Origin of the sequence: Pseudoflavonifractor sp. 524-17, from assembly GCF_009935845.1 — a bacterium.
Taxonomy (GTDB): domain Bacteria; phylum Bacillota; class Clostridia; order Oscillospirales; family Oscillospiraceae; genus Pseudoflavonifractor_A.
This window is the reverse complement of the sequence record NZ_QWEK01000017.1, coordinates 69,275-92,242: the sequence shown is the minus strand read 5'-3', so window position 1 is coordinate 92,242 and position 22,968 is coordinate 69,275. Positions and strand designations below refer to the sequence as shown.

31 protein-coding genes and 2 pseudogenes are annotated in these 22,968 nt (G+C 53.0%); 24 read left to right on the top strand and 9 right to left on the bottom strand.

Annotation, left to right across the window (positions count from 1 at the left end):
• A pseudogene (locus D1159_RS07820) lies at positions 1–209 on the bottom strand (hypothetical protein); the annotation flags it as partial.
• Between the two features lie 156 nt (positions 210–365).
• On the opposite strand from D1159_RS07820, the gene D1159_RS07815 reads away from it, so the two are divergent.
• Together D1159_RS07815 and D1159_RS07810 are read left to right on the top strand one after the other, a co-directional pair.
• Positions 366–593 (top strand): helix-turn-helix transcriptional regulator, encoded by a 228-nt coding sequence (locus D1159_RS07815; protein WP_161845114.1) that lies wholly within the window; start codon positions 366–368, stop codon positions 591–593.
• A gap of 177 nt (positions 594–770) precedes the next feature.
• Positions 771–1,367 carry a recombinase family protein gene (locus D1159_RS07810; protein ID WP_161845113.1) on the top strand — a complete coding sequence of 199 codons (597 nt, stop codon included), beginning with the start codon at positions 771–773 and terminating at the stop codon, positions 1,365–1,367.
• A gap of 1,217 nt (positions 1,368–2,584) precedes the next feature.
• Here D1159_RS07810 and D1159_RS07805 read toward each other — a convergent pair.
• Both D1159_RS07805 and D1159_RS07800 read right to left on the bottom strand, forming a co-directional pair.
• Complete coding sequence (locus D1159_RS07805; RefSeq protein WP_161845112.1) at positions 2,585–3,067, bottom strand: toll/interleukin-1 receptor domain-containing protein; 483 nt, start codon at positions 3,065–3,067, stop codon at positions 2,585–2,587.
• An 83-nt stretch (positions 3,068–3,150) separates the two neighbouring features.
• The gene (locus D1159_RS07800; protein WP_161845111.1) at positions 3,151–3,477 is read right to left on the bottom strand and encodes a hypothetical protein; all 327 of its coding nucleotides are present in this window, start codon (positions 3,475–3,477) and stop codon (positions 3,151–3,153) included.
• Here D1159_RS07800 and D1159_RS07795 point away from each other — a divergent pair.
• Positions 3,472–4,167, top strand: a complete 696-nt coding sequence (locus D1159_RS07795; protein ID WP_347563654.1) for a restriction endonuclease subunit S — start codon at positions 3,472–3,474, stop codon at positions 4,165–4,167. The two genes, D1159_RS07800 and D1159_RS07795, sit on opposite strands and share 6 nt — an antisense overlap.
• Here the strand turns inward: D1159_RS07795 and D1159_RS07790 are convergent.
• The 6 genes from D1159_RS07790 to D1159_RS07765 form a co-directional block, all read right to left on the bottom strand.
• A complete protein-coding gene (locus D1159_RS07790; RefSeq protein ID WP_161845110.1) occupies positions 4,164–4,667 on the bottom strand; it encodes a restriction endonuclease subunit S in 504 nt (167 codons plus the stop codon). The genes D1159_RS07795 and D1159_RS07790 overlap by 4 nt on opposite strands.
• Positions 4,657–6,165 (bottom strand): class I SAM-dependent DNA methyltransferase, encoded by a 1,509-nt coding sequence (locus D1159_RS07785; protein ID WP_161845109.1) that lies wholly within the window; start codon positions 6,163–6,165, stop codon positions 4,657–4,659. The genes D1159_RS07790 and D1159_RS07785 overlap by 11 nt, the downstream gene beginning before the upstream one ends.
• Before the next feature lie 21 nt (positions 6,166–6,186).
• On the bottom strand, positions 6,187–6,402 hold the full coding sequence (locus tag D1159_RS07780) for a helix-turn-helix transcriptional regulator (protein WP_161845108.1): 216 nt from the start codon (positions 6,400–6,402) through the stop codon (positions 6,187–6,189).
• Between the two features lie 196 nt (positions 6,403–6,598).
• Positions 6,599–7,144, bottom strand: coding sequence for a hypothetical protein (locus tag D1159_RS07775; protein ID WP_161845107.1), 546 nt, complete (start codon positions 7,142–7,144; stop codon positions 6,599–6,601).
• Between the two features lie 134 nt (positions 7,145–7,278).
• Entirely contained in the window at positions 7,279–7,656 is a 378-nt protein-coding gene (locus tag D1159_RS07770) for a TnpV protein (RefSeq protein ID WP_161845106.1), read from the bottom strand.
• Positions 7,653–9,659, bottom strand: coding sequence for a DUF4368 domain-containing protein (locus D1159_RS07765; protein WP_243152177.1), 2,007 nt, complete (start codon positions 9,657–9,659; stop codon positions 7,653–7,655). Before D1159_RS07765 ends, D1159_RS07770 begins: the two co-directional genes overlap by 4 nt.
• Before the next feature lie 276 nt (positions 9,660–9,935).
• Between D1159_RS07765 and D1159_RS07760 the strand changes: the two genes are divergently transcribed.
• The 21 genes and pseudogenes from D1159_RS07760 (at position 9,936) to D1159_RS07660 (ending at position 22,926) form a co-directional block, all read left to right on the top strand.
• Positions 9,936–10,526, top strand: a complete 591-nt coding sequence (locus D1159_RS07760) for a TetR/AcrR family transcriptional regulator (RefSeq protein WP_161845104.1) — start codon at positions 9,936–9,938, stop codon at positions 10,524–10,526.
• A 10-nt stretch (positions 10,527–10,536) separates the two neighbouring features.
• Positions 10,537–10,767 (top strand): DUF4177 domain-containing protein, encoded by a 231-nt coding sequence (locus tag D1159_RS07755; protein ID WP_161845103.1) that lies wholly within the window; start codon positions 10,537–10,539, stop codon positions 10,765–10,767.
• The gene (locus D1159_RS07750) at positions 10,764–11,498 is read left to right on the top strand and encodes an ATP-binding cassette domain-containing protein (protein ID WP_160637715.1); all 735 of its coding nucleotides are present in this window, start codon (positions 10,764–10,766) and stop codon (positions 11,496–11,498) included. Before D1159_RS07755 ends, D1159_RS07750 begins: the two co-directional genes overlap by 4 nt.
• Positions 11,482–12,174 (top strand): ABC transporter permease, encoded by a 693-nt coding sequence (locus D1159_RS07745; RefSeq protein ID WP_161845102.1) that lies wholly within the window; start codon positions 11,482–11,484, stop codon positions 12,172–12,174. Before D1159_RS07750 ends, D1159_RS07745 begins: the two co-directional genes overlap by 17 nt.
• Before the next feature lie 19 nt (positions 12,175–12,193).
• Positions 12,194–12,421 carry a hypothetical protein gene (locus tag D1159_RS07740; RefSeq protein ID WP_160637716.1) on the top strand — a complete coding sequence of 76 codons (228 nt, stop codon included), beginning with the start codon at positions 12,194–12,196 and terminating at the stop codon, positions 12,419–12,421.
• 4 nt (positions 12,422–12,425) lie between these two features.
• Positions 12,426–12,671: a hypothetical protein gene (locus tag D1159_RS07735; protein ID WP_161845101.1), complete on the top strand. Its 246-nt coding sequence runs from the start codon at positions 12,426–12,428 to the stop codon at positions 12,669–12,671.
• Positions 12,661–12,867 carry a cysteine-rich KTR domain-containing protein gene (locus tag D1159_RS07730; RefSeq protein WP_161845100.1) on the top strand — a complete coding sequence of 69 codons (207 nt, stop codon included), beginning with the start codon at positions 12,661–12,663 and terminating at the stop codon, positions 12,865–12,867. The genes D1159_RS07735 and D1159_RS07730 overlap by 11 nt, the downstream gene beginning before the upstream one ends.
• A gap of 327 nt (positions 12,868–13,194) precedes the next feature.
• A complete protein-coding gene (locus D1159_RS07725; protein ID WP_161845099.1) occupies positions 13,195–13,593 on the top strand; it encodes a sigma factor-like helix-turn-helix DNA-binding protein in 399 nt (132 codons plus the stop codon).
• 387 nt (positions 13,594–13,980) lie between these two features.
• Entirely contained in the window at positions 13,981–14,349 is a 369-nt protein-coding gene (locus D1159_RS07720) for a cysteine-rich VLP domain-containing protein (RefSeq protein WP_161845098.1), read from the top strand.
• Positions 14,350–14,498: 149 nt separating this feature from the next.
• The gene (locus D1159_RS07715) at positions 14,499–14,846 is read left to right on the top strand and encodes a replication initiator protein A (protein WP_160266318.1); all 348 of its coding nucleotides are present in this window, start codon (positions 14,499–14,501) and stop codon (positions 14,844–14,846) included.
• 229 nt (positions 14,847–15,075) lie between these two features.
• On the top strand, positions 15,076–15,267 hold the full coding sequence (locus D1159_RS07710) for a hypothetical protein (RefSeq protein WP_161845097.1): 192 nt from the start codon (positions 15,076–15,078) through the stop codon (positions 15,265–15,267).
• Positions 15,268–15,355: 88 nt separating this feature from the next.
• A pseudogene (locus tag D1159_RS07705) lies at positions 15,356–15,484 on the top strand (recombinase); the annotation flags it as partial.
• Between the two features lie 105 nt (positions 15,485–15,589).
• Positions 15,590–16,366: an AAA family ATPase gene (locus tag D1159_RS07700; protein ID WP_161845096.1), complete on the top strand. Its 777-nt coding sequence runs from the start codon at positions 15,590–15,592 to the stop codon at positions 16,364–16,366.
• Positions 16,363–17,274 (top strand): ParB/RepB/Spo0J family partition protein, encoded by a 912-nt coding sequence (locus D1159_RS07695; RefSeq protein ID WP_161845095.1) that lies wholly within the window; start codon positions 16,363–16,365, stop codon positions 17,272–17,274. The genes D1159_RS07700 and D1159_RS07695 overlap by 4 nt, the downstream gene beginning before the upstream one ends.
• 35 nt (positions 17,275–17,309) lie before the next feature.
• Positions 17,310–17,768, top strand: a complete 459-nt coding sequence (locus D1159_RS07690; RefSeq protein WP_161845094.1) for a DUF5348 domain-containing protein — start codon at positions 17,310–17,312, stop codon at positions 17,766–17,768.
• Positions 17,769–17,987: 219 nt separating this feature from the next.
• Complete coding sequence (locus D1159_RS07685; RefSeq protein ID WP_161845093.1) at positions 17,988–18,977, top strand: DUF6017 domain-containing protein; 990 nt, start codon at positions 17,988–17,990, stop codon at positions 18,975–18,977.
• Between the two features lie 19 nt (positions 18,978–18,996).
• The gene (locus D1159_RS07680; RefSeq protein WP_161845092.1) at positions 18,997–19,332 is read left to right on the top strand and encodes a DUF3846 domain-containing protein; all 336 of its coding nucleotides are present in this window, start codon (positions 18,997–18,999) and stop codon (positions 19,330–19,332) included.
• A 128-nt stretch (positions 19,333–19,460) separates the two neighbouring features.
• On the top strand, positions 19,461–20,240 hold the full coding sequence (locus tag D1159_RS07675; RefSeq protein ID WP_347563653.1) for a phosphoadenosine phosphosulfate reductase family protein: 780 nt from the start codon (positions 19,461–19,463) through the stop codon (positions 20,238–20,240).
• A gap of 9 nt (positions 20,241–20,249) precedes the next feature.
• Positions 20,250–21,164: a hypothetical protein gene (locus D1159_RS07670; protein ID WP_243152173.1), complete on the top strand. Its 915-nt coding sequence runs from the start codon at positions 20,250–20,252 to the stop codon at positions 21,162–21,164.
• Positions 21,161–21,976, top strand: a complete 816-nt coding sequence (locus D1159_RS07665) for a class D sortase (protein WP_161845090.1) — start codon at positions 21,161–21,163, stop codon at positions 21,974–21,976. Before D1159_RS07670 ends, D1159_RS07665 begins: the two co-directional genes overlap by 4 nt.
• 95 nt (positions 21,977–22,071) lie before the next feature.
• Positions 22,072–22,926, top strand: coding sequence for a hypothetical protein (locus D1159_RS07660; protein ID WP_161845089.1), 855 nt, complete (start codon positions 22,072–22,074; stop codon positions 22,924–22,926).
• Positions 22,927–22,968 lie beyond the last annotated feature (42 nt).

Genomic DNA, 22,968 nt, shown 5'->3' with positions numbered 1-22,968 from the left:
GCCGCTGTATCGCCTATTGATAAACCTTGCGGTTTGCTTGTTGCGTCTGGTGTACTATCTTCCCCACCGCCGCTGGGTGTATCTGCGCTTGTTGTGTCCCCGTTCCCGGTGTTGGGCGTGTTGGTGTCCCCTGCTCCGCTATCACCGCCGCAGGCCACCAGAGAGAGGGCCAGAGCCGCCGCAAGGATAAGGGCTAATAGTTTCTTCATTGTGTCTACCTCCGTCTAATTTTGTTGATATGCTGGGTATAAATACCGCAAAGAAAGGGTAACACAGAAAAATACTTGTGTCAATCCCGTGACGGGATTTTAGCAAGGTTTAATACTTGCGTCTATCACTCTACAATCATTGTGGAGGTGATAGGCATGAAACAAGAATACAAGCCACTATATGAAAAGTTTGGCTTGAATGTGGTGTACTATCGAAAGCGAAAGAAACTAACACAATTACAGTTAGCAGAATTAGTTGACATTGATAGGAGCCATATAAGCGCAATAGAATTAGGCAATGTGGGAGTGTCATTTGATGTAATATTCAAGATGTGTGAAGTGTTAGATATAGAGCCTAAAAGCCTATTTGATTTTAGAGAATAGGAAAGTGTTCGGCAAGGTATACCTTTATAGACACGTTAAAAAGCCACAAAACAGCCCTGATTTTGCGTCTGCAAAAGTTCAAAATAATTTATAGATGTCTTTAATTTTGGATTGACTTTTACAGACACTTGTGCTATACTCTTATTATCACAAGAGAACGAAAGGAGAGTGTAATACATGGAAAGCCGTACCTATGGATATGCAAGAGTAAGCACTAAGGAGCAAAACCTTGATAGACAGATGATAGCATTACAAGCACAGGGAATTGACGAGCGGAACATAGTGATAGACAAGGAGAGCGGAAAAGACCTTGACAGAAAAGGCTATCAGTCTTTGAAAAATACCATGTTGCGCCGGGGCGATACTCTGATAGTTAAATCTCTGGACAGGTTGAGCCGTAATAAGTGTGATATTAAGAAAGAGCTTGAGTATTTCAAAGAAAACGGTATCAGGCTAAAGGTGATAGACCTGCCTACAACAATGATTGACTTTGCAGACGGTCAAGAATGGGTGCTTGAAATGGTAAACAATATCTTGATTGAAGTGCTGGGGACTATTGCAGAGCAAGAGCGAGCCAGCATTAAGCAGAGACAGGCCGAGGGCATAGCCGCCGCAAAAGCAAAGGGCGTGGAGCTGGGGAGGCCGAAAGCGCAGAAGCCGGATAACTGGGAGGAAATCATAGGACAGTGGAAAGCCGGGGAAATCACCGCCCGGAAAGCTATGGAGCTAACAGGGACTACACGTTGTACCTTTTACAAGCTGGCAAAGGAATAAGGGCAGAAACTCCGGGCCGCCGAAAATCGGCGGCCCGTTCGCCATGTTATAGCAAGGTCAATGCTCCTGCCGCTGGAGACAAACGAAATCAGCAGACACGCAATAAGTTCTTTTGATAACTGCGCGCGAGGCGCTGAAAGCGCCGAGCGCTTATATAGCCATAAAGGCCAATGTGGGCGGCGCTTTCAGCGCCGCCCACATTGGCCTTTATGGCAACTTCTGTTTTATTACTGTCGCAGGCGTGCAAAAAAGTCTACACAAGAGCAATTAAGGGTTATTCAGTCCTCCATCAAAAAATCCCTAATAATAATAGGGAAAGCACTTCTCCGATTGATAGTATAACACAAAAATTTTTTTAGTGCAATTAGAGCGATTAAGTGAGGTAAAAAACTACACAAGAGCAATTAGGGGTTGTTCAATAACAACAAAGGCAACCATCACCGCCGCCGCCGTAAACGTCCGCTTCCGCCGTGATTTTGTGTCGGTCGGGAAATCTGCCGAGAAAAGTCAGCACAAGAGCAAGCAAGGGTATTTTCCCAAAACCATCCCCCCGGCCTCTGGCGGTTCCCTATGGGCTGGGGCAGTAGTCACAGGGGAAAGTACACCAGAGCGCAAAGGCGAGGCTTTAAGCCTCATTTATGCGTTCTTATTTTTTGTAATTCGGCCTATCCTTGCTAATCATAAATGCAGAAAATGGGTTCAAAAACTGGCACAGGAAACGCTTGAAAAATGACAGTAAATACAAGACTTTTACAGAGTGACAATATGGTATCTAAGAGAATTATAGAGGCTACATTATAGCGACAGTTTGCTGTAAAAAATTTTTATAATATAATATAAGAAATTAAGAAGAAAGGAGGTAAATACTATGTATTTACAAAGTTATTTACCAATAATTGCATTTATGAAAGAAAATAGAGATAATAAGTAGCAAAATAATGATATTTCTCATTGGTTATACAGAAAACAGCACGAAAGTTTTAATATTGAGCAGAAAGAAAGCAAAATAAGCATTGATTTTGATAAAATAGGGAAAAAAATCTATAAAAAGCTGGAAGAAAGTATTTAGAAAGAGGCTAACAAGAGACAGAAAAGAGGCGGTAAAGGGTGACGAAACAGAGAATTTTAGGTTGATTATCTATAAAACTGCTTATCTTCTTATGACTGAGGAAAAAATCTCTCTTAAACTTTTCTGAATACGTTCTGTTGCAAGGCTTTCAGCGATTGTGCAAAACAGAGAATTTCATAGTACGATTCAAAAACTCATATAACTCTTTCTCCGTCCATTCACGATCAAAGAAATTTTTAGATATGACGATAATGGCAAATTCCGCTTTCTTTGTTCCTTCTAAAATGCGGTCTTTCCACTTATCTCTCCGTTCAAGGGATTTTTTATCATAAAAAATTCTCACACCCAGCTTCTCTAAAGAACTATTGAGTTCATCGACAAACTGTTCCTTATCTGCATTTGCGTGTGAAAGGAATACATCATACTGTGGCAAAGTCCTTGCCTGATACGCAGGAACCAACCTTTTTTCAATGCCATTCATTTCATCTATAAAATCACGGTCATTAGCTACACTCTGAAAACAGGACACAAGTTGAGGGAAGCAATCCAATGAACGATGGAAAAGCAACCTTTTTATTCTGTCTGCAAGAGAGTGGTTTTTGAGAAACTTGTTGAAAAAAAATCTCTGCATCGTTAATCCAATCTTCGCTTGGCCTATTATATTCTGCCATATCAGTTCCGATGGGAGCGGCATTTAGAGGAATTACGTTCTTCTCATTCAATCGGTTTCTTTATAGTTTTGGCTCTCTCCAAAAGGTTAGATAATTCTCTTTCAAACTGGCTCATTGCACTTAACTCTTCTTCTTTCATATATTCTTCATAAAGATAGCCATCTTTTAGCACTCGGATGAAGTAGGGATGATTGTCTGCCCATTGGGTAGAAATCATTCCTACTTCGGAGAGTTCTTTGAAACAACCTCGAAGTATACTGTCTTCTCTTGTGCCAAGGCTTTCAAATCTATTGGCCCAATATTCTGGTACTTTCTCATTCTCTATAATCTCTTTGAGAACACCGAATGCTTCTTTTGATATTCTATTCATTCTATATGGTTACCTCCCATAGTAAACGAGAATTTAGAGCAGCAGGCCCAGGCGTTTTTTCAGGAATCATTTATTGATAATGCTGACCCTAAATGGGCAATAGGGACTATCAGTGATCTCGGTGCAGTTGTTGGAGGAAGCACACCTTCAAAATCAAAACCAGAGTATTACACCGAAACTGGTATTGCATGGATAACTCCAAAAGACCTGTCAATCAACAAGTCAAAGTTCATATCACATGGCGAAAATGACATTACTGAACTCGGCTTGCAAAATAGTAGTGCGACCATTATGCCGGAAGGAACTGTTTTGTTCTCTTCTCGTGCGCCCATCGGCTATATTGCTATTGCTGCCGGTGAGGTAACAACCAATCAAGGCTTCAAGTCGATTGTTCCCAAGCCAGAAATTGGGACAGCATTCGTGTATTATTTCTTGAAACACAACCTCCCGATTATTGAGGGTATGGCTTCTGGCTCGACTTTCAAAGAAGTTTCCGGTAGCACCATGAAAGGTGTTCCTGCTGTCATTCCTGACGCAGATACTATCGCCAGATTTAATGATTTCTGCGCTCCCATCTTTGCCCAACAAAGAATATTGGAGGAACAGAATCAATCTTTAGTTGCTTTAAGAGATACTTTATTGCCAAAACTCATGTCCGGCGAACTGGATATTTCCAGTCTTGACCTCTAAGCCGCTAAATTCTCGTTTATTGCTGTATTAAGCTGTATTTTCCTGTCAAGTACATCCAATATTCCGGCAATTTTTTCCTGTTCCTCATATGCGAAGTCAGGAACCTCGTATTTCATGATTGCCGTCTTGTCACCACGAGGCATTTTCGTGCCTTTTGAAGTCGCCATTGAATAATCAAAAAATCTGTCATCGGCAAGGACATAGTACAGAAACCGCTTGCTCACACCATCTTTCGCCCTAAATACAAGCACATCGTTAGAGCAACCGCCATCGAATCCGGCAAACCATATTTTTTTGAAATACGGTCTGATATTCGATACCAACACATCACCTGTAAGGAACGCTTGTGTCTGTAGTACGGTGGGAAGTGAAGATGCACTCATGACCCCCGCTTTATTAGGTATCATATTTTCTGTGGAAATATAGGTATCTTTATCCAATGCGGCAACATCAATCTTTCCCTTAGCATAGTCGCATATATCCGAAAGATTATATCTCATACCCAATCGCCCCCAGCTTTCTCCTGATTTCCTCCTCCAGCTCATGGGACTTGGCGAACATATCGGAAAGCTCCGAGGTCAGCCTTGCCATTTTCTCCTCAAACGGTTCGCCATCGTCCGCCTGTTCCTCAATCCCCACATAGCGCCCCGGTGTCAGGATATAGTCCTGCTTTGCGATATCCTGCAAGGTGGCAACAGCGCAAAAGCCCTTCACATCTTCCAGTGTTCCGTTCTGAAAAGCCTCAAAGGTATCCGCCAGCTTCTGGATGTCCTCTTCGGAGAAATCCCTGTGCTTGCGGTCAACCATATGTCCCATTTTGCGGGCATCAATGAACAACATCTTGCCCTTCTGCTGTTTGCCCTTGGTAATAAACCACAGCGTAACCGGGATCGTGACGCTGTAGAAAAGCTGTGTCGGCATGGCAATGATGCCCTCCACCAAATCGTCCTCTATGATTTTCCGGCGAATCTCACCTTCGCCGCTGGACTGCGTGGAGAGCGCCCCATTTGCCAGCACCAGACCGATTTTCCCATTCGGCGCAAGGTGGTGGATCATGTGCTGAATCCATGCGTAGTTGGCATTTCCGGCAGGAGGCGTTCCATACTTCCAGCGCACATCTCCCAACAGCTTTTCCTGATTCCAGGGATGGTAGTTAAACGGCGGATTTGCAAGGATAAAATCCGCCTTTAAGGTCGGATGCAAATCGTTGGTGAATGTATCTGCCTGATAAGGGCCGAAGTCGGCGTCAATGCCGCGAATAGCCATATTCATTTTCGCCATTTTCCAGGTGTCGGCATTAGCCTCTTGCCCATAAACGGAGATTGCTCCACGCCTGCCGGAATGGGCCTGAATAAACTTTGCGCTCTGCACAAACATACCGCCGGAGCCACAGCAGCAATCATAAACACGGCAGTTGTCAAACGGGCGCAGGATAGCGACCAGCGTTTTGACTACGCTGGACGGCGTGTAGAATTCGCCGCCGCCCACGCCTTCCTTTTCCGCAAATTGAGCGATGCAGTATTCGTAGGTGCGCCCCAGAAGGTCTTCGCTCTCTTCCGTGTTGCTCATATCGACATTGTTGGTGAAAATATCGACCACATCGCCCAACACCCGCTTATCAAGGTCGGGACTGGCGTAGTTCTTCGGGAGTACATTTTTCAGCGTTTTATTCTCCGCTTCAATCGCCCGCATGGCCGCATCAATGACAGTGCCAATCTCCGGGGTGTGGGCGGCAGAAGCAATGGTACTCCATCTTGCCTCTTCCGGGACAAAGAATACATTCTCCATGGCATAAGCATCGCGGTCATCCTCAAAGCCATCGCCTTCATCTACAAGTTCCTGATAACGCTTGTCAAAGGTTGCGGAAATGTAGCGCAGGAAAATAAGCCCGATGATTACTTTTCGGTATTCTGCCGCGGGAATATGGCCCCACAAAACGCAGGCCGCATCCCAAAGCTGTTTCTCAAAGCCGATGTTGGCGTTTGTTCTTTCTGCCATTTGATTGATCCTCCCGTGTTATTATGTCCCGGCTTCGTCCGGCACTAATTCAATAATATCGTCTAAAGTGCAGTCTAATAAGGCGCATACCCTGGTAAGCACTTCGAGCCGCACTTCCTCATTGCGCCCCATTTTAGCCATTGCATTTGTGCTGATTTTGGCCTGTTCGCACACCTGTGTCTTGTTATAACCCTTGTCAATCATAAGTTTCCAAAGCCTGTTATAGCAAACAGCCATATCTGCGCTCCCTCCAGTATTGTCATGCAAATGCTGCATGGATAGTATATCACACGCCCTGTTTAATTACAAGATTTCCTTGAAAACTTCAAGCCTATATTTCGTTTGTCGCAGAGCGCAGATAGGCATTGAAATCATATCCCTATGTAGGGCCTTAAAAGCCCCATAACAGGCTTTTAAGGCTCGGCGTGACCTCTTACTTTTGCCGGATGACCGCCTCGTCACCGTCCATCACATACGCTGCATCAATGCTCCTGCTGTCCGCCAGATACGCCGCGTACTTCTGCGGGGCGCAGACCGCCATAACCGCAATGTCGGAGACCAGCTCATGGACGGTCTGCCGGATTGCCGGGTCCACCGTCACCTTCTCGGCCATCAGCAGGCGGCGGACGGTGTTCATGGCGTTCTCGTTGCCAAAGGTGGAGAGGATCAGGTGCTTGGCGTAGGGCTTCCAAGGGCGGGTAGTCTCCATGTCGCCGCTCACGCACTGGTAGTCCAGCATCAGGCGGGTCATGGCCTGCTCCTTGCGGTACTTCACCGTGTAGAACAGCGTCTGGTACTCGGTGTCGCTCATGGGCAGACGGTACAGCCGGTCGGCCAGCTCCGTCAGGACCTTCACCGCCTCCGGCTTGACCGCCGCCGCGCCCGCAATCATCAGATTGGCAACCGTGGCGTCCTGGTCGGCCTGCCCAAAGGCGCAGAGGGCGTTGCGTTGCTCCTGGGTGAGTTCGTTCAGCTTCATAGTCTTGTCCTCCTGGTTGAATAAATTTAGGGGTCGCCATAGGACAGCCCCTATGTACGGCAAAACGCCGCCTTGCACGATGCAGGGCAGCGTCTTGTCAGATATGCGGTTGTCAATGCGGGGAAACTGGATAGTCAGGCATAAATCATTTCGGCCTTAACGATTTCCTCGGCGCGGCTGGCGATACTGTTCATGGCCCGAACCCACTCCATCTGTGACCGCCGCTTCATGTCCTCGGTCACGCCCTCGGCCTCCATCATCTGCCGGACGATACGCTGGTAGCGGTACTGCGCCTGTTCGTTCAGGTCGGCAAGGTAGGTGAAGATGCGCCCGGTCAGGATAAGATGATTGAGCAGGAGGGGATTGGTGTCCTCCAGATACGCCCGGTGCATACGCCCCCATTTCCCGATGGGGCGCTCCTCCTCCGGCGGCTTCACGGCGGGGATGTAGTAATCGCCTGCCAGCACATAGTTGATGCCGTTCTCATGGATACGCTGTTTCAGTTCCTTCATGCGGATGCCTCCTCTTTCTTTTTGTGATAGCCCTCCCGGCGCATTTGCAGGTAACGCTCATACCGGGCAACTGCCTCCGGGTCACCTGTTGCGGCCTCGTCATACATTCTCTGGCGGCTCCGCTTTTGCGCCTCGCACATATAGGCGTGCTGTGCCTCCAGCTGTGCCGCCGCCTCTGTATCGCCGGCCTTCGCCCGTGCTTCCAGTTCCAGCCGCTGGGCTTTGCGCCTTGCTGTGTGCCTCCGGCTGTACTCCAGATTGCGCTGCCGGATTTGCTCTGCGTATGCCGGGTCTGTAGACATACGCCGCTCCTGCTCCGCCTTCCTCTGCGCCCGCCTGTCGGCCTCCTTTGCCCGCAACGCCGCAAGCTGTTCCGCCGCCTCCGGGTCGGTCCTGGCCCTTGCCACCAGTTCCGAACGGGTCTCTTTCTGTTTCCGGCTGGCGCGTTCCTGCCGTTTCCGCTCCTTCTCAAGCTGCTTTTCCGCCTGGATGCGCTCCTTTTCCTCCATCTGCCGGATATACTCCGGGTCGGCCTCCCGCAGGGCTTTCAGCTTTGCCCTCTGCCGCTGTCCGGCTTCACGCTTCTTCTGAAGATGCTCCTCATACTGCGCCGCCGCTTCCGGGTCGGTCCGGGCGGCTTCCCGGAGGGCTTCGAGCCGTTCCCGCCGCCGCTGCTCATACCGCCGCTTCTTGGCCTCCGCCTTTTCCTTCTGTCGGGCTTCAATGGCGGCGATGCGCTCCTCCTCGCTGACCTCCTCCACAGGCGGGACATAGTTCCCGATGAAGTTGAAGTAAATGTCAATCCTCTGCTGGCGGTAGACGGTGCGGCCACCGGTCGGGGCATGGACTTCAATCTTTTCAATGAACGCATAGAGCATAGCGTCCGTCAGTTCGGAACACTCCCGGTACTTATTCAAAAGGCCAATGAAACGGTTGGCGTCGGGCTTTTTCTGCTCGTTGGCGGACATGGCGCTTTCCAGTTCCGTCCTGCGCTGTTCCAGTTCCGCCTGTTCACTGTCGTACTGGTTCATAAGCCGCTGGTACTGGCGGTCCGGCAGCTTGCCCAGCATATTGCTTTCATAAAGGCCCTGTATCAGGATGTCCAGTTCGTCTATGCGCCGCCCGATGCCGGCCAGTTCCTTGCGGTCATCATCGGAGGTCTGCGCTTGCTGGGCTTTCCAGCGGCTCTGCATCTGCTCGATAAAATCCGCCTCGTTTTCGAGGACATATCCGCTCACCTTCTGGATTGCCGCCAAAATCGCCGCCTCCAGAGCCGATGCTTTCACAAAATGGGAGACGCATTTTTTGTTCCTCCGGTCACTGCTGAACCCGCCGCACTGGAAAGCGGAATCGGAATCATATACTTTCCCGCCCCTGATGGATTTTGCCTCCGGGCTGGTATACCGCATTTTTGAGCCGCAGTCGGCGCAGAACACCAGCCCGGACAGGCGGTGCGTGTTTGTGCCGCTGGACAGGCGCTTGGGCTTGCGTGCCCGCAGACGCTGGGCGGTGTCCCAGGTTTCCTGGTCGATGATGGCTTCATGGGTGTCGGGAAAGAACATCAACTCGTCCGGCGTGGCCGGCCTGCGCTTTTTGGTCTTGAAGTTCTCGCAGACCGTCTTGCCGAGGATGGTATGCCCCAGATATTCCCGGCAGTCGAGGATGGAGATGACGGTGCGGTTCGACCAGAAATAAGGGTCGGAGTATCTGTGTTCCAGGTTCCGCTCCGGGTGCTTCTCCGCCATATATGCGGTCGGTATCAGCACCTTGTCCCGAGTCAGGGTCTCGGCGATCTGCGTGGGTCCCTGCCCCTCGCAGGCAAGCCGGAATATCCGCCGCACGACCGCCGCCGCTTCTTCATCAACAACGAGGGTCTGCTTGTCTCCGTCCAGCCGTGTGTAACCATAGGGGACAGAGCCGCTGCACCGCTTTCCGGCCTGCATCCGTGAACGGAAAATCGCCTTGATTTTCTTGCTTGTGTCCTTCGCATAATATTCGTTCATGATGTTCAAAAACGGAGCAAAATCGTTGTCTGAAGGCTGTGCGCTGTCGATATTGTTATTGACTGCGATAAATCGAACTCCCTTGTCTGGCAGTAGGATTTCACTAATATGGACAAGACCACAAAAACTATGGAGCGGAGCTGCTGACAATTTTGCTTCTCTCATGAAACATTGGGTTTTCCCTTGACAAAAGTAAGAATGAAGTGCTATTATTTAATTGCGAATATATTTTGTGAATATTCGCAATATGAAATCGCAAGAAAGGAGGACGAACCCATGCCATCAAAACCTGTTCTTTCAGATGCCGATAAAAAGGCCATCCGCGAGAGGCTGGGGGAACTGTGCGAGGAGTGCTGGATTGCACACGGCTACAAAAAAACCAGCATCAAAAATCTATGTGACAATGCAGGCATCTCCATCGGTACATTCTACACGCTATACCCCACAAAGGAAGATCTATTTTCGGAAACCATCGAGCGCATACAACAGCGACTGACTGAGAAAGTCCTTGCCATCAACAGGAGCAGTCAGACTAAGGAGGGCTTTGCACAGTCAATGAAAGAGTTGTTCCGGGAGTATGACAGCAAGCCCTTTTTGTATAACGTCAACACCCCGGATTTTCAGTCTTTCGTGACAAAGCTCCCGGAAGAAACCATGCAAAAAATCAAGTTTGACAGCTTTGAATTTTTTAAGCAAGCTGTTCAGGCCGCAAACCTCGCTTTGAGAATGGAGGCAACTCAGGCGTATGGGATTTTAAGCGCATTGCTGTCAACCATCAACGCAAAAGAAACCCTTGCTGTCACCTGTGATTATCTCGCTGTGTTTGACCGTATGGCAGATATTCTTGTGGGCAGTATCTTTGAGTAAAGGAGATTTCATGGAAACATTTGAGTACAAAACTGTCACCGTAGACTGCAAAGACGTGGAGCGTTCCCAGGATGCCCTGACCGCCCAATTAAACCGCTGGGGCAAAGAGGGCTGGGAATTGACTTCATCCTTCACACTCCCCTATCTGGGCAGCTCACAGTATTCCCTTGTGGGCCTTGCCCATCGGGTCACGCTGATTTTCAAGAGGCTGAACCAGTCTGGGGAGGCGGCGCAGGCATGACCTATGCAGTTGAAACCAGCCATCTATCCAAGAGCATTGACGGCAGCGTCATTTTGAATGATGTAACCTTGAGGGTGAAACAAGGTGAGATTTACGGCTTTTTAGGCGCAAACGGCGCGGGGAAAACCTCGCTGATGAAAACGCTCTATCACATCATGGCCCCCGATGCCGGAACGATCACCCTGTTAGGAGAGCGCGTCGAAAAAGGAAACCACTCTGTTTTCTCCCGGATTGGGAGCATCATTGAAAGCCCCGTTTTCTATCAGCATTTGAGTGCCCGTGAAAATCTGGAACTGCATTGTGGGTATATGGGCGCGGGCTATGAACGTATCGGGGAAATGCTGGCGATGCTGGGCCTTTCAGAGACTGACAATAAAGCCGTAGGCAAATTTTCTCTGGGCATGAAACAGCGGCTTGCCCTTGCGAGGGCTTTTCTGACTAAGCCGGAACTGCTCATTCTGGACGAACCAATCAACGGATTAGACCCCCAGGGCGTGATGGAAGTGCGGGAACTACTCCGGCAGATCAACCGGGAGCATCACACAAGCATCTTCATATCCAGCCATATTCTGGACGAGCTATCCAAAATCGCGGACACCATCGGCATCATAGACCATGGTTCCATGCTTGCGGAAATATCCATGACGGAGATTGCGGAAAAGGGCATGAACCTCGAAACCTATTATTTGAGTTTGCTGGGGGGAGGTGGCAGCCATGCAAAACCTTGTTAAGCTGGAATTGAAAAGGGTTTCGCTCAAATCGCATTTTATTAGCCTGCTGGCCGCAAATGTTGTGATTACCTTGTTGAGCGCGTTTACTTCCTCCCTCCTGAGCGCAGACGGTGGAGTTGCTGTGACCGGCCTGCCACCCGCGCAGTTGGATACGCTGACGCTGGCAACCATGCTTGTGAGGGCTATGCTGATTGTTTGGGAGGCGGTCTTGATTTCAGCATTTATCGTGGAAGAATACCGTAGCAAAACGATAAATCTGCTATTTACCTATCCTGTCCAGCGTGGAAAATTGATTGCCGTGAAGATTATCCTGATATGCGGCATCATGCTTCTATTTCATGGGTTGTCCGGCATTTTTCAATACGCCTGCCTGTCCTTTATAAGCCAATATTTCCCCTTTGTCACCACCAGCCCTGCAAATCTGATGACACAAGCCATCACAGCTTTGTCGGCTGTTTTGCTGGGCCTGCTCCCGCTCTACATCGGAATGATAAAGAAGTCCACGATTGCGACCATCGTTTCATCCTTTGCACTCGCCGCCATTGTTTCCAATTCCCAAGGCAGCAGCGCAGGGCTGATGTCCATTCCGATTGCGGCTATCGTGTTTGGCATGATCGGCGCAGGCTTTTCCGCAATCACTGTCCGCAAAATGGTTTCTTCTGACTTGAGTAACTGACAGAAAAGGAGGCAGCTACATGAACTTTCCCATTCCCAGCTTTATCCCCGTTCCTGGTGCAGAAACGATGCAGCTTATCTCAATCGTTTCGCTGATTGTCGGCATCTGCATTACGGTCGTGGGGGTGCTTTTCCTGCTCTTGAATAAGAGAAAAGGGAAAAAGAAGAACACGCTTGCATGGATCATAATTTGTGTCGGTGTGCTGCTCATAGCCAATCACGGCATACAACTGATTTTTAGGAGGTAAGACAATGGTAAAAGAAGTCAATCGTGCCTGCGAAAAGCTGAATGAAAAGCTGGGGGTTTCTGTATCGCTCTCCAACCCCAAAAAGAAAACGCTGAAAGCGGCCTCAGTGTGCAATTTCGTTGTCGGCGCTGGCCTGGTGGCGGCGGGTGTTGTGTTCTCGTCCAAATGGTGCGCTGTGCTGGGCGGTATCGGCCTTGTCAGCAGCGTTGTACTGCACCAGGAAAAGGGCGGCAAAAGCGATGAAAAGTGATGTTCCTGCGGAAAGTTTTGAATGGCTGCTATGTCCTGTGTGCGGCAGTAAGACCCGCATCAAAATGCGTTCCGATACGCAGTTGATAAACTTCCCCTTGTTCTGTCCCAAATGCCGGAAAGAAATGCTCATTCATGTAGAAAAATTCCATGTTTCAGTTATCAAAGAGCCAGACGCGCAGACGCAGAGCCGATAACACGCAGATATAAAATGCGGTTATCGGCCCTTTCTTTTGAAAAGACACGGCAACCGTCAAGGAGGCGCTGTCGTGTCTTTTCCCATGTTCGCATTACCTGATTTTTCATCAAAAAAATCCTAATCCCCGCAGCGGCATCCCCTTCCCAGGTTTGCGAAAATAGTCGTTTTTTGTCTACCCATATCGCCAACCCCAACGCCCGAACAGCCTTGTGCTGTTCGGGCATTTTTGCTTTTTCAGGGGACTGTCCCATCCAGCCCCGGTGTCGCGGTCCGCCTTTCCTGTTCAGATTTCGCTTACCCCAAATCTGAACAGGAGGATAACACGATGGAGATTACCATCAAAAGATACAGCCGCAAACTGACCTATGAGGACGCCGCCACCCTTGACGAGTTTTGGGAGCTGGTCAAGCGCACCGAGCGGAGCCTTGACCGGGAACAGCGACGGCACTGGGACGGGCGCGAGTGCGACGAATACATAATCGCAGCCCAAGGCATTCTGCCCTACTGCGCCACCCCGGAGGAACTGGTCTGCCAGCGGGAGACGCTGGATGAAATTCTGGCGGTGTTGGCCCTCTGTACTCCCACCCAACGGGAGCGGTTTCTGCTCTATGCGCTGTACGATTACAGCTATGCGGAGATTGGACGGCGGTGCGGCTGCTCCAAGGCCGCAGTCCATGAAAGCATCGAGAGTGTTCGGAAAAAGTTTTTCAAATTTTTCCGCTGACCGCCCTGACGATCACCCCGGCATGATGGCTACCAAGTGAGGGGCAACCGCCCTATCACCGGGAGGGACAAGCTGCTCCGGCGGCTTGTTCCTCCTATGCCAAGGAGGTCACAGTGAACAGCATGATTTTTAGTGCCGGAAATCCAGTCTGTTTCCAACAGCGCACTTATACACCGTTCCGGTGTCGTGCGCCCTGCCGGGGGCGTTGCGTCCTTCGGACGCGATGGGGAGCTGCACTCCCCAAACCCCTTGCACACCCGCAGGAAAGGAACACCCGCTTTGCGTCTGTTCCTTTCCTGCGGGTCAGGTATCGTCAACGCCAGATTGGCACTCACGCTAAAAACGCAAATCTGACGCTTTTAGGATTTTGCAGAGGGAACGTGTGAAATGGGCGCATCCGAAATCCCACACATGACCTATCAACAGTACCGGACGGCCCGGAGGCTGGTGCGGAAGTGCTGCAACTACGATTGCGGAAACTGTCTGCTTCTGGACGATGGCGAGGAATGTATCTGTCCTCAGAGCATCACCTACTCCCTGATTTGCAAGTGGTTCCGCGCCGCCGTCCTTCCTCTGGACGCCGGCCTGTGCGCCGCATTGTTCCCGCCTTCCTCTGTCAGACGGCGGCACTGCCGGGAGTGCGGGAGGCCGTTTGCCCCGCCCAGGCACAACACTCTCTATTGCTCCACCTGTGCCGCAGAACGGGTGAAACGGAGCAAACGCACATGGGCCAGGAAAAACCGGGCTGATGTGTAGAAAAAGTACCCGCTGAAAACGCAGTAATATCAGGGCTTTCAAGACCGCCCTCAAAGGGGGCCTGATACATTTCCTTCCCGACCCCGAAAACGGGCCTCTAACGGCCCACAGCGGCGGTCTGACAGCCCCACACTAAGGAGGCTAATACCATGACCGACTACATGACGATAACTACCGAATTGCCGCCCTATTTCTTCTTCCCCTGGTTCCTGCTGGATATGGGCTTGACCCTTACCGCCAAGCTGGCCTATGCCCTTTTGCTTGACCGGGCGCGGTTGTCCCAGCTCAACGGGTGGACGGACGAGGCGGGGAGAGTTTATATCATCTTCCCGATTGAGAAGATAGCCGAAATGCTCGGCAAGAGCATGACCACTGCCAAGAACGTATTGGCTGAGTTGGAGGCGGCGGGTCTGATTGAACGCAAACGGCAGCAGTTTTCCAAGCCCAATCATATCTATGTGAAACTGCCTGATGGACAAAAATTTAGCCGCCCCTGATGGATAAAAACTTGTCCTTCACCATGGCCGGAAAACTGTTCTTGTAATAGGGCAGAAACCCGGCTGACGCAGGCAAAAAACCTGTCCTCTAATAAGAACTATAAGAACAATAACAAGTATAAATAAAACGAGTGGGAGTAAATAGCGCCCACTTTTCGGACAAACGCCGGACAAATGTCCGCAGCTACATCACAGACCCGTTTGAAAATTTGAAAACAAGGAGTTGCCTATGGAGCATATCAGCTACAAAACGCAGACCGAGATTGTCAATTTCCAGGGCCGGGAAATCCCGCTGGAAAACCTCACCCCCATTCTCACCCCGGAGCAGGAGGCAGCAAAGCGCCGGGAGTTGGAGCAGCGGCTTTATGAGGTGTTCCGTAAGTATGCCAGCCACCGGCAGACGGAGGAACCGGCCAGCTAAATTTTTGCCGCGTCGTTGCTTTGCGGGGCTGCTGATGATATAATCATAGCGTCAGCAGCTCCGTTTCTTTTCAGAAAGGGAGCGCAAAATGAACAATCGAATTGACGCAATTTATGCAAGACAGTCCATTGACAAAAAGGATAGTATTTCTATCGAAAGTCAGATTGAGTTTTGCAAATATGAATTGAGGGGTGGAAGCTGCCGGGAGTATCAAGACGGGCCTGTTAAAATAGGACTAAATCAGAAACACCCCACAGCAAGGGGCGCACTGGTTTAGTCCTGTTTTTATTTTAGCACAAAAGGAGGAGGGAATACAAGAACTATGGCTAAGATAACGGCAATCTGCAACCAAAAGGGCGGCGTTGGAAAAACAGTAACAGCGGTGAATCTAGGCATTGGCCTGGCCCGGGAGGGCAAGCGGGTCCTCCTGGCGGACGTGGACGCCCAGGGCTCGCTCACCGCCAGCCTGGGCTATCAGCACCCTGACCAGATGGAACACACCCTTGCGGAGCTGCTGGGGCGTATCCTATCGGACGAGCCTTTGCCGCCGGATATGGGCATCCTCCATCAGGCGGAGGGGGTGGATCTCCTGCCTGCCAATATCGAGCTGTCCGGCCTGGAGGTCACGCTGGTGAACACCATGAGCCGGGAGACGGTTCTGCGGGAGTACCTGAACGGCATCCGGGACCAGTACGATGTTATCCTGCTGGACTGCTGCCCCTCGCTGGGGATGCTGACCATCAACGCCTTGGCCGCGGCGGACGAAGTTCTGATCCCGATACAGGCCCACTACTTATCCATCAAAGGATTGGAACAGCTGCTGCGTACTATCTCCAATGTAAAGAGGAAAATTAATCCCGGCCTGCGCATCGCGGGAATTCTCATCACTATGGCGGACCTGCGGACCACCTACTCTCGGGACATCATCGAACTGCTCCGCAGCGCCTACGGGGACAGGCTGCGTATTTTCGACAGCATCATCCCCCGCTCCATCCGTGCGGCGGAGACCAGCGCGGAGGGCCGGAGCATCTATCTCCACGACCCTGCCGGTAAGGTGTCCGCCGCCTATGCCGCCCTGACACGGGAGGTTTTGTCATGAAAAGCAGCGCCGGCAAGATACAGCTGACCGGCTTTGACGACCTGTTTCAGACGGGCGGCGATGGAGAGGAGGTTGTTGAGCGGGTGCAGGAAGTCCCCTTGACGGAACTCTTTCCCTTCAAGGACCATCCGTTCCAGGTGCGGGACGATGAGGCGATGGAGAAAACGGCGCAGAGCATCGCGGAGTACGGCGTCCTGGTCCCCGGCATCGTCCGGCCCCGGCGGTCAGGCGGCTATGAGATTGTGGCGGGCCACCGGCGCAAGCGTGGGAGCGAGCTGGCCGGCAAAACCACCATGCCGGTGCTCATCCGGACGCTGGATGACGACGAGGCCACTATTATTATGGTGGACTCCAACCTCCAACGGGAGAAAATCCTGCCCAGCGAAAAGGCTTGGGCTTACAGGATGAAGCTGGAAGCCCTGAAACATCAGGGACAGCGCCGGGACCTCACTTCTGCACCGGCGGTGCAGAAGATGACCACGCGAGACCAAATTGCACAGGATGCCGGTGAAAAATCTGGTATGGCGGTTGCAAGGTATATCTCTCTTACAAAATTGATTGCCCCGCTGCTGGTGCTAGTGGACGAAGAAAAGCTGTCCGTCAGCACCGCCGCTGATTACATAGCCGACCTGCCAAGAAGCGTTCAGTCTGACCTTGCAGCGGTAATGAAGAAACAAAACATGCTTCCAGGACGAACACAGCTTGCAAAAATCAAACAGTACAACAGAGAGGGGACCCTGAACACCGCTGTCATTGACGCAATCTTGACAGAACAGCGCCCAGCGCCGGTGCAGGTGGTGCTCAAACGGGAGCGGCTGAAACAATACTTCCCGCAGTCCTATACGGCCCAACAAATGGAGGAAGTGATTGTATCTCTGCTGGAGACGTGGCACACGCAACATTTATAAATTTGATTGGACATAGAAAGAGAAGGAGGCACGGCATGGCTGATTTACAGACAGTGCTTTCGGAGGCGATCAAGCTGAACCGAAATATCGAGCAGTTTCTCAAATTCTCCACCTACACGGACTATGATGATCTGAGCGGCCTGGACATTGATTTTACCGATGGGGAGCAGCTTCTCCTTCTGGACGAGCTGCGGCGCATCACGGAACGGCTGGCAGATATTCAGGATTACATTTCCTATCTGACCCGGCCTGTCATAGAGGAAAGCCGCCTCAGTAAAGGGACTGCCGGGAAGTACCGGACGGCAAAGGGCCACTGCTATGATTGCACCAGTGTGATTGAGGCGTTTGTGTCGGATAAGTATCACGACGTCCCTTATTGGGCGATTACCAGCGTGGAGCATAACGGCAAGGATTATTACTTGGTTGGTCATAAAGACATTCCTATGAAGGGATTGCGCGTGCGTGTGCGAACCCAGCCGTGGCCATGGCAGTAGGCCGGCATCAGCCACCCCCGCAGCTGACTTTAGTCAGTTGCGGGGTGGCTTTTTGTCACTGCGGGGATTAGCCGCCGCATAGCTGACTGCCAGCTATGCGGTGTTTTTTCGTTTACAGACAAATCAACAAGCGGCAGAAGCATGAGCGGGCCGGTGACTGACCTTACAGTCACCGGCCCGCTTTTTTGTTTTCCGCATATCAAGAAGGAGGCAGTCATCATGCCGGCAAACCTGAATCTGGACTACTACTACGGCAGCGAAGGGGACCAATACAGCTTTTACCGTATCCCTAAAACACTGCTGACGGACCCTCGCTACAAGTGCGTATCTCTTGAGGCCAAGGTCCTCTATGGCCTGCTGCTGGACCGCATGGGCCTGTCGGTAAAAAACGGCTGGACGGACATCGAGGGGCGCGTGTACCTCTACTTCACCCAGGAGGACGCCATGAGAATGCTGGACTGCGGCCACAACAAGGCGGTCAAGCTGTTTGCGGAGCTGGAGCATACCGGCCTGATTGAGCGCAAAAAGCAGGGCCAGGGCCGTCCCACCCGCATTTATGTCAAGAATTTCGTCCTGCCCCCGCTTTCCGACCCAGCGCCGGAACCGGAACCGCCCCAGTCCCCGAAAGACGGCCAGACTTCCGCTTTGAGGAAGCCTCACCCCGCCCCGGAAGTCTTGACCTCCGAAACGGGGAAGCCTGCACATCCCGAAACGGGCGGTCTTGACTTCCCCGGAGGGGCCGCTAATAAGACTGAGAAGAAACAAACTGACCAGAACGAGACGGATCCATCTATCCTTCCCCCTGCCCCCGGCCGGACCAAGGACTGGATGCGGATGGATGAGATGGATCGATACCGGGCGCTGCTAAAAGAAGCTATCGACTTTGATCTCCTGCTTCAAGAGCATCCCTACGACGGGGAAACGCTGGAGGGCTATGTGGAGCTGATGGCGGAGGTCTGCTGCTCCCGGAAGGATTTTATCCGTATTTCCGGAGAGGAAATGGCCGCCAGCGTGGTCAAGAGCCGGTTTTTGAAGCTCAATCATGAGCACGTCGCCTACGTCCTGGAGAGCATGAACCAGAACACCACGCTGATACGCAATATCAAGGCGTACACCCTGGCGGCGCTGTACAACGCCCCCGTCACCATCAGCCAGTATTACGCATCCCAGGCCAGCCACGATCTGGCGTGGTATGCCGCTGGACAATAACACGAACGGAGGACATCGCATGACAAGAGAAATTGACATTCTGGTGGTGGAGCCCGGCAAAAATCCCCGCCCGGCCCGGGCGCCGGACACCCTGGAAGCCTTTCAGCAGATCGTGGGCGGTCCCATTGAGGCCGGGTGCTACCTGCCCCAGCGGGTGATGCTCATCTGCAACGGCGAGGGCAAACACAAGAAGCTCATGCCCAACCGGGAAAATCCCACGGACAAAGGAGACTTTATTGCCGGAACGTTCCTGCTGTGCAGCTTCGAGGGGGAGCACTTCGCCTCCCTGAGCGCCGCCCAGCGGCGGGAATTTGAGGCGTACTTCGCCCTGCCGGGAGGTGACAGCGCCCTGTGAAGCGCCAGTTGCTCCGCCGCCTGCTGGTTCCGCCCTAGACAGAAGCACCACAACGGCCACACCAATCCGCCCCGAAAGGACTCGCTCCTTCCGGGGCTTATTTTTTGCGAAAAAGGAGGAAATAGCGGATAAAAACGAAAAAAACCGGCAATTATCACGTCCTTAACCTGAGCGGGGGCAAGGACTCGACAGCCATGCTCCTGCTGATGCTGGAAAAGAACATGCCCATCGACTGCGTATTCTATGCAGACACCGGCATGGAGTTCCCAGAGCTGGAAGCCCATATGGCCAAGCTGGACAGTCTGCTCTGTCAGGAGCGCGGCATCCATATTATCACTCTGCGCCATCCCCACGGCTTTGAGCGGCTCATGTTTGACAACCCGCTGCAACAAAAGCGGGCCATAGCGCGCCGGTTCGCCATGGGCCAGCCTGTGACCGGCTATGGCTGGCCGGGGATGAAGGTGCGCTGGTGTACCAGCAAGCTCAAAACCGAGCTGATTCAGGAAGCGACCAACCGGCTGAAAAAGGAGCCGGATGTCCTGCACTACATCGGTATCGCCGCCGATGAAGCCCGCCGCTGCAAGGACGATCCCCGGCACCGCTATCCCCTGATGGAGTGGGGCGTCACGGAGACCCAGGCCCTGCAAATCTGCTATAGCCGGGGCTTTGACTTCGGCGGGCTGTATGAGATTTATCACCGGGCGTCCTGCTGGTGCTGTCCCCTCCAGCGTATCGGCGAGCTGCGGAAGCTGAGAAACCACCATCCGGAGCTGTGGGCGCGGCTGCTGGAGATGGACAACCGGGCGCGGGCCATGTTCGGCCCCGGTCCCCTGGGACAGTTCAAGCAGAATTGGAGCGTGGCGCGGCTGGAGGAGCGCTTCGCCCGCGAAGAAACGGAAAAAGATTGAGGAGGACGCATGATGAAAAAACGAATCGCCGTGCTGCTGTGTGCGGCGGCGCTGGCAGTGAGCGCAGCCGCGCCCCCGGCGCTGGCGGCGGAGCAGCACTACCCCAATTCGGTGGAGACCTACATGGAGGGAGACAGCCCCCGCATCCGCAAGGTGTACCAGCTCTCCCTGACCGACGACCCCGCTGGAATTCCCACCGGGGATTTTGAGCGGGACGGATTACGCTATCACCTGCTGGACCTGACCCGCCGGGACGAGGTGGGGGTGGACACCCGGTCCCATACGGAGACCGTCACCATAGACAGCCGCACCGGGGAGCTGCCGGAGGTGCTGAAGCTGCTGGATGGCCAGCGGGAAGTGACCACGGAGGACGGCTACGCCGGAACGCTGATCCTGGACCACACCTCGATTCACATTCAGGTCAAGGGCTACGCCACCAAAACCAGGAACTTGTCCGCCGCCCGGAGCTATCCCAACCTGTCCGACGCGGATCTGTCCCTGGTGCCCAAGACGGTCACGGAGAACGGCCGGACGCTGACTTTGGCGGATGTCCAGTGGTCCAGCGACGGAGCCCACTACACCGCCTCCGCCACCTACACCGGCACGGCCAGCAGCCGGTACGCCACCGGCTACACCGTCACCGCCAATTACACCGGCCAAGTGGCCAAGGCGGGCTGTGACGTGGTGACGTATACCGCCGTCTTCGGCGGCACGGAACTCCCGGCAGAGGAACCCCCGGCCCCTGAGCCTGAGCCGGAGCCCACCCCGGAGCCCGAGCAGCTTCCGGCTGAGGACAGCAATCACACGGAAGATACCGGCTGCACGAACCCGCTCCCCCTGCTGGCTTTTGCGGGCGGCGGGGCCGCGCTCATCGGGGCGGCGTTATGGCTGGCCCGGAAAACGAGGGGAGGGATCTCCGCATGAGACGAGCCCTGCGAACCATGATGCTGGCAGCAGCCTTTGCAGGCTTGCTCACCGCCCAGGCCAGTGCGCTGGAGTACAGCGTGGACCCGCCGGCGAACGCTCTGTCTGCGCGCCCCACCAGCCAGGAGGTGGTCCGCCAGGAACAGGCGGTCAACGTGGATCGGAGCAAGGATGCCGCACTGATCCCGCCCGGTTTTGGGACACCCACCAGCTATCTGCCCCAGAGCGGCGAACCCCTGACGCCCAATCTGGTCCCCGGCGGGCTGGACGGCGGCTGGACCTCCGCCGTGGGCAGCGGAGCGGAAACGCCCTCCGCCGGTTCTTCTGCGGCGGCAGGCAGCTCCGAGGTGATCATCACCTATCCCAAGCTGGAGCCCGGCGGGCCGTCCGTTACCACCGGCTTTACTGCGGTCACTTCCGGCCTCTACTACGCCAACGGGAGCCTGGGGACGCTGGACATTCCCACCCTGGGGCTGCGCGTCAAAATCTACGAGGGCACCGGCAGCGCGGCGCTGGCCAAGGGCGCGGGCCATTTCACAGGCACCAGCATCTGGGCCGGAAATGTGTCTCTTGCGGGGCATAATCGGGGCGTGACCAACCATTTTGGCAAAATCCATACCCTGAACATCGGGGACACCATTACCCTGACTACCAAGCTGGGAGCCCGCACCTATGCCGTCACCAGTGTTTCCAAGGTCAAGGAAACAGACACCAGCGGCACCGCCGCCGCCTCGGACAACCAAATTACCCTCTACACCTGCGTCCGCAATGAGAGCGCCTACCGCTGGTGTGTGAAGGGAACGGAAGTTTAAGTCCCAAGCCGCGCAGAAAGCGATTGACATATCTAGTATTTTATAGTATATTTATTATGGGATAATTTACACATAAAATATTGGAGGTAACGGCAATGAAACGATTCCAGTTTTTCCTCGGCTTTCTGTGCGGCGCGCTCTGCTTCGGCGGTACAATGGCAGCGGCGGCGGGCCTGCTGGCGGAGCCGTCCGCGCAGACCTTCTACGTGGACGGGATGAAGGTGGACTTGGAAGCCTACGCCATCAACGGCCACAACTACGTACAGCTTCGGGACGTGGGCCGGGCGGTGGATTTCAACGTCACCTATGACGGGACCACCAACAGCGTCCATATTGACAGCGAAAACCCGTACATGGAAGCGGTTCCGGCTCCTACGCCTGCCCCCGTGCCTACCCCAGCCCAGACCTCCGGCGTGATCACCATCCCCCAGTCCGACGAACGGCTGGTTTTGAAGGAGGGCGATAAGGTGCTCTGCGACGACGGGACTATCTATGAGATTACGGACATGAGCCTCTATGATAAAAGCATGTTTGCCTCCGGACCGTTGGCCTCCCTGCCTGCACCCACTTACGATTGGAGCCAGCTTCCGGAGCTGGAGCTGCCCAAGGCGGAGGTCCGGCACTTTCAGACAGAGCACGGAGACCGCCTGTTTATCCGCAATCTCTATGAAACCCGGCGGATGCAGTATACGATTTACAACTGCGTTCCCAACTGCCCCATGCTGTGGGAGGACGGCAAGGTAAAGCTGGATAAAAACGGCGTTCCTTTCCTCCGGCTGCAACTGAGTATCACCGATACGAAAGGCGTCCAGCCTTTCTGGCCCTGGCAGGAGGAGCAGCTCACCCAGGTATTTTACTCCGCGCCGGGGGCGTCCTTCGCAGTAGAGGCATGGGATGTATTCAAGGACGGAAAGTTCCTATATACCAAATATAATGTACAGGGGCGTTAACATGCCCCTATCTCACAGCAGCCCGACCGTTCACAAAACGGC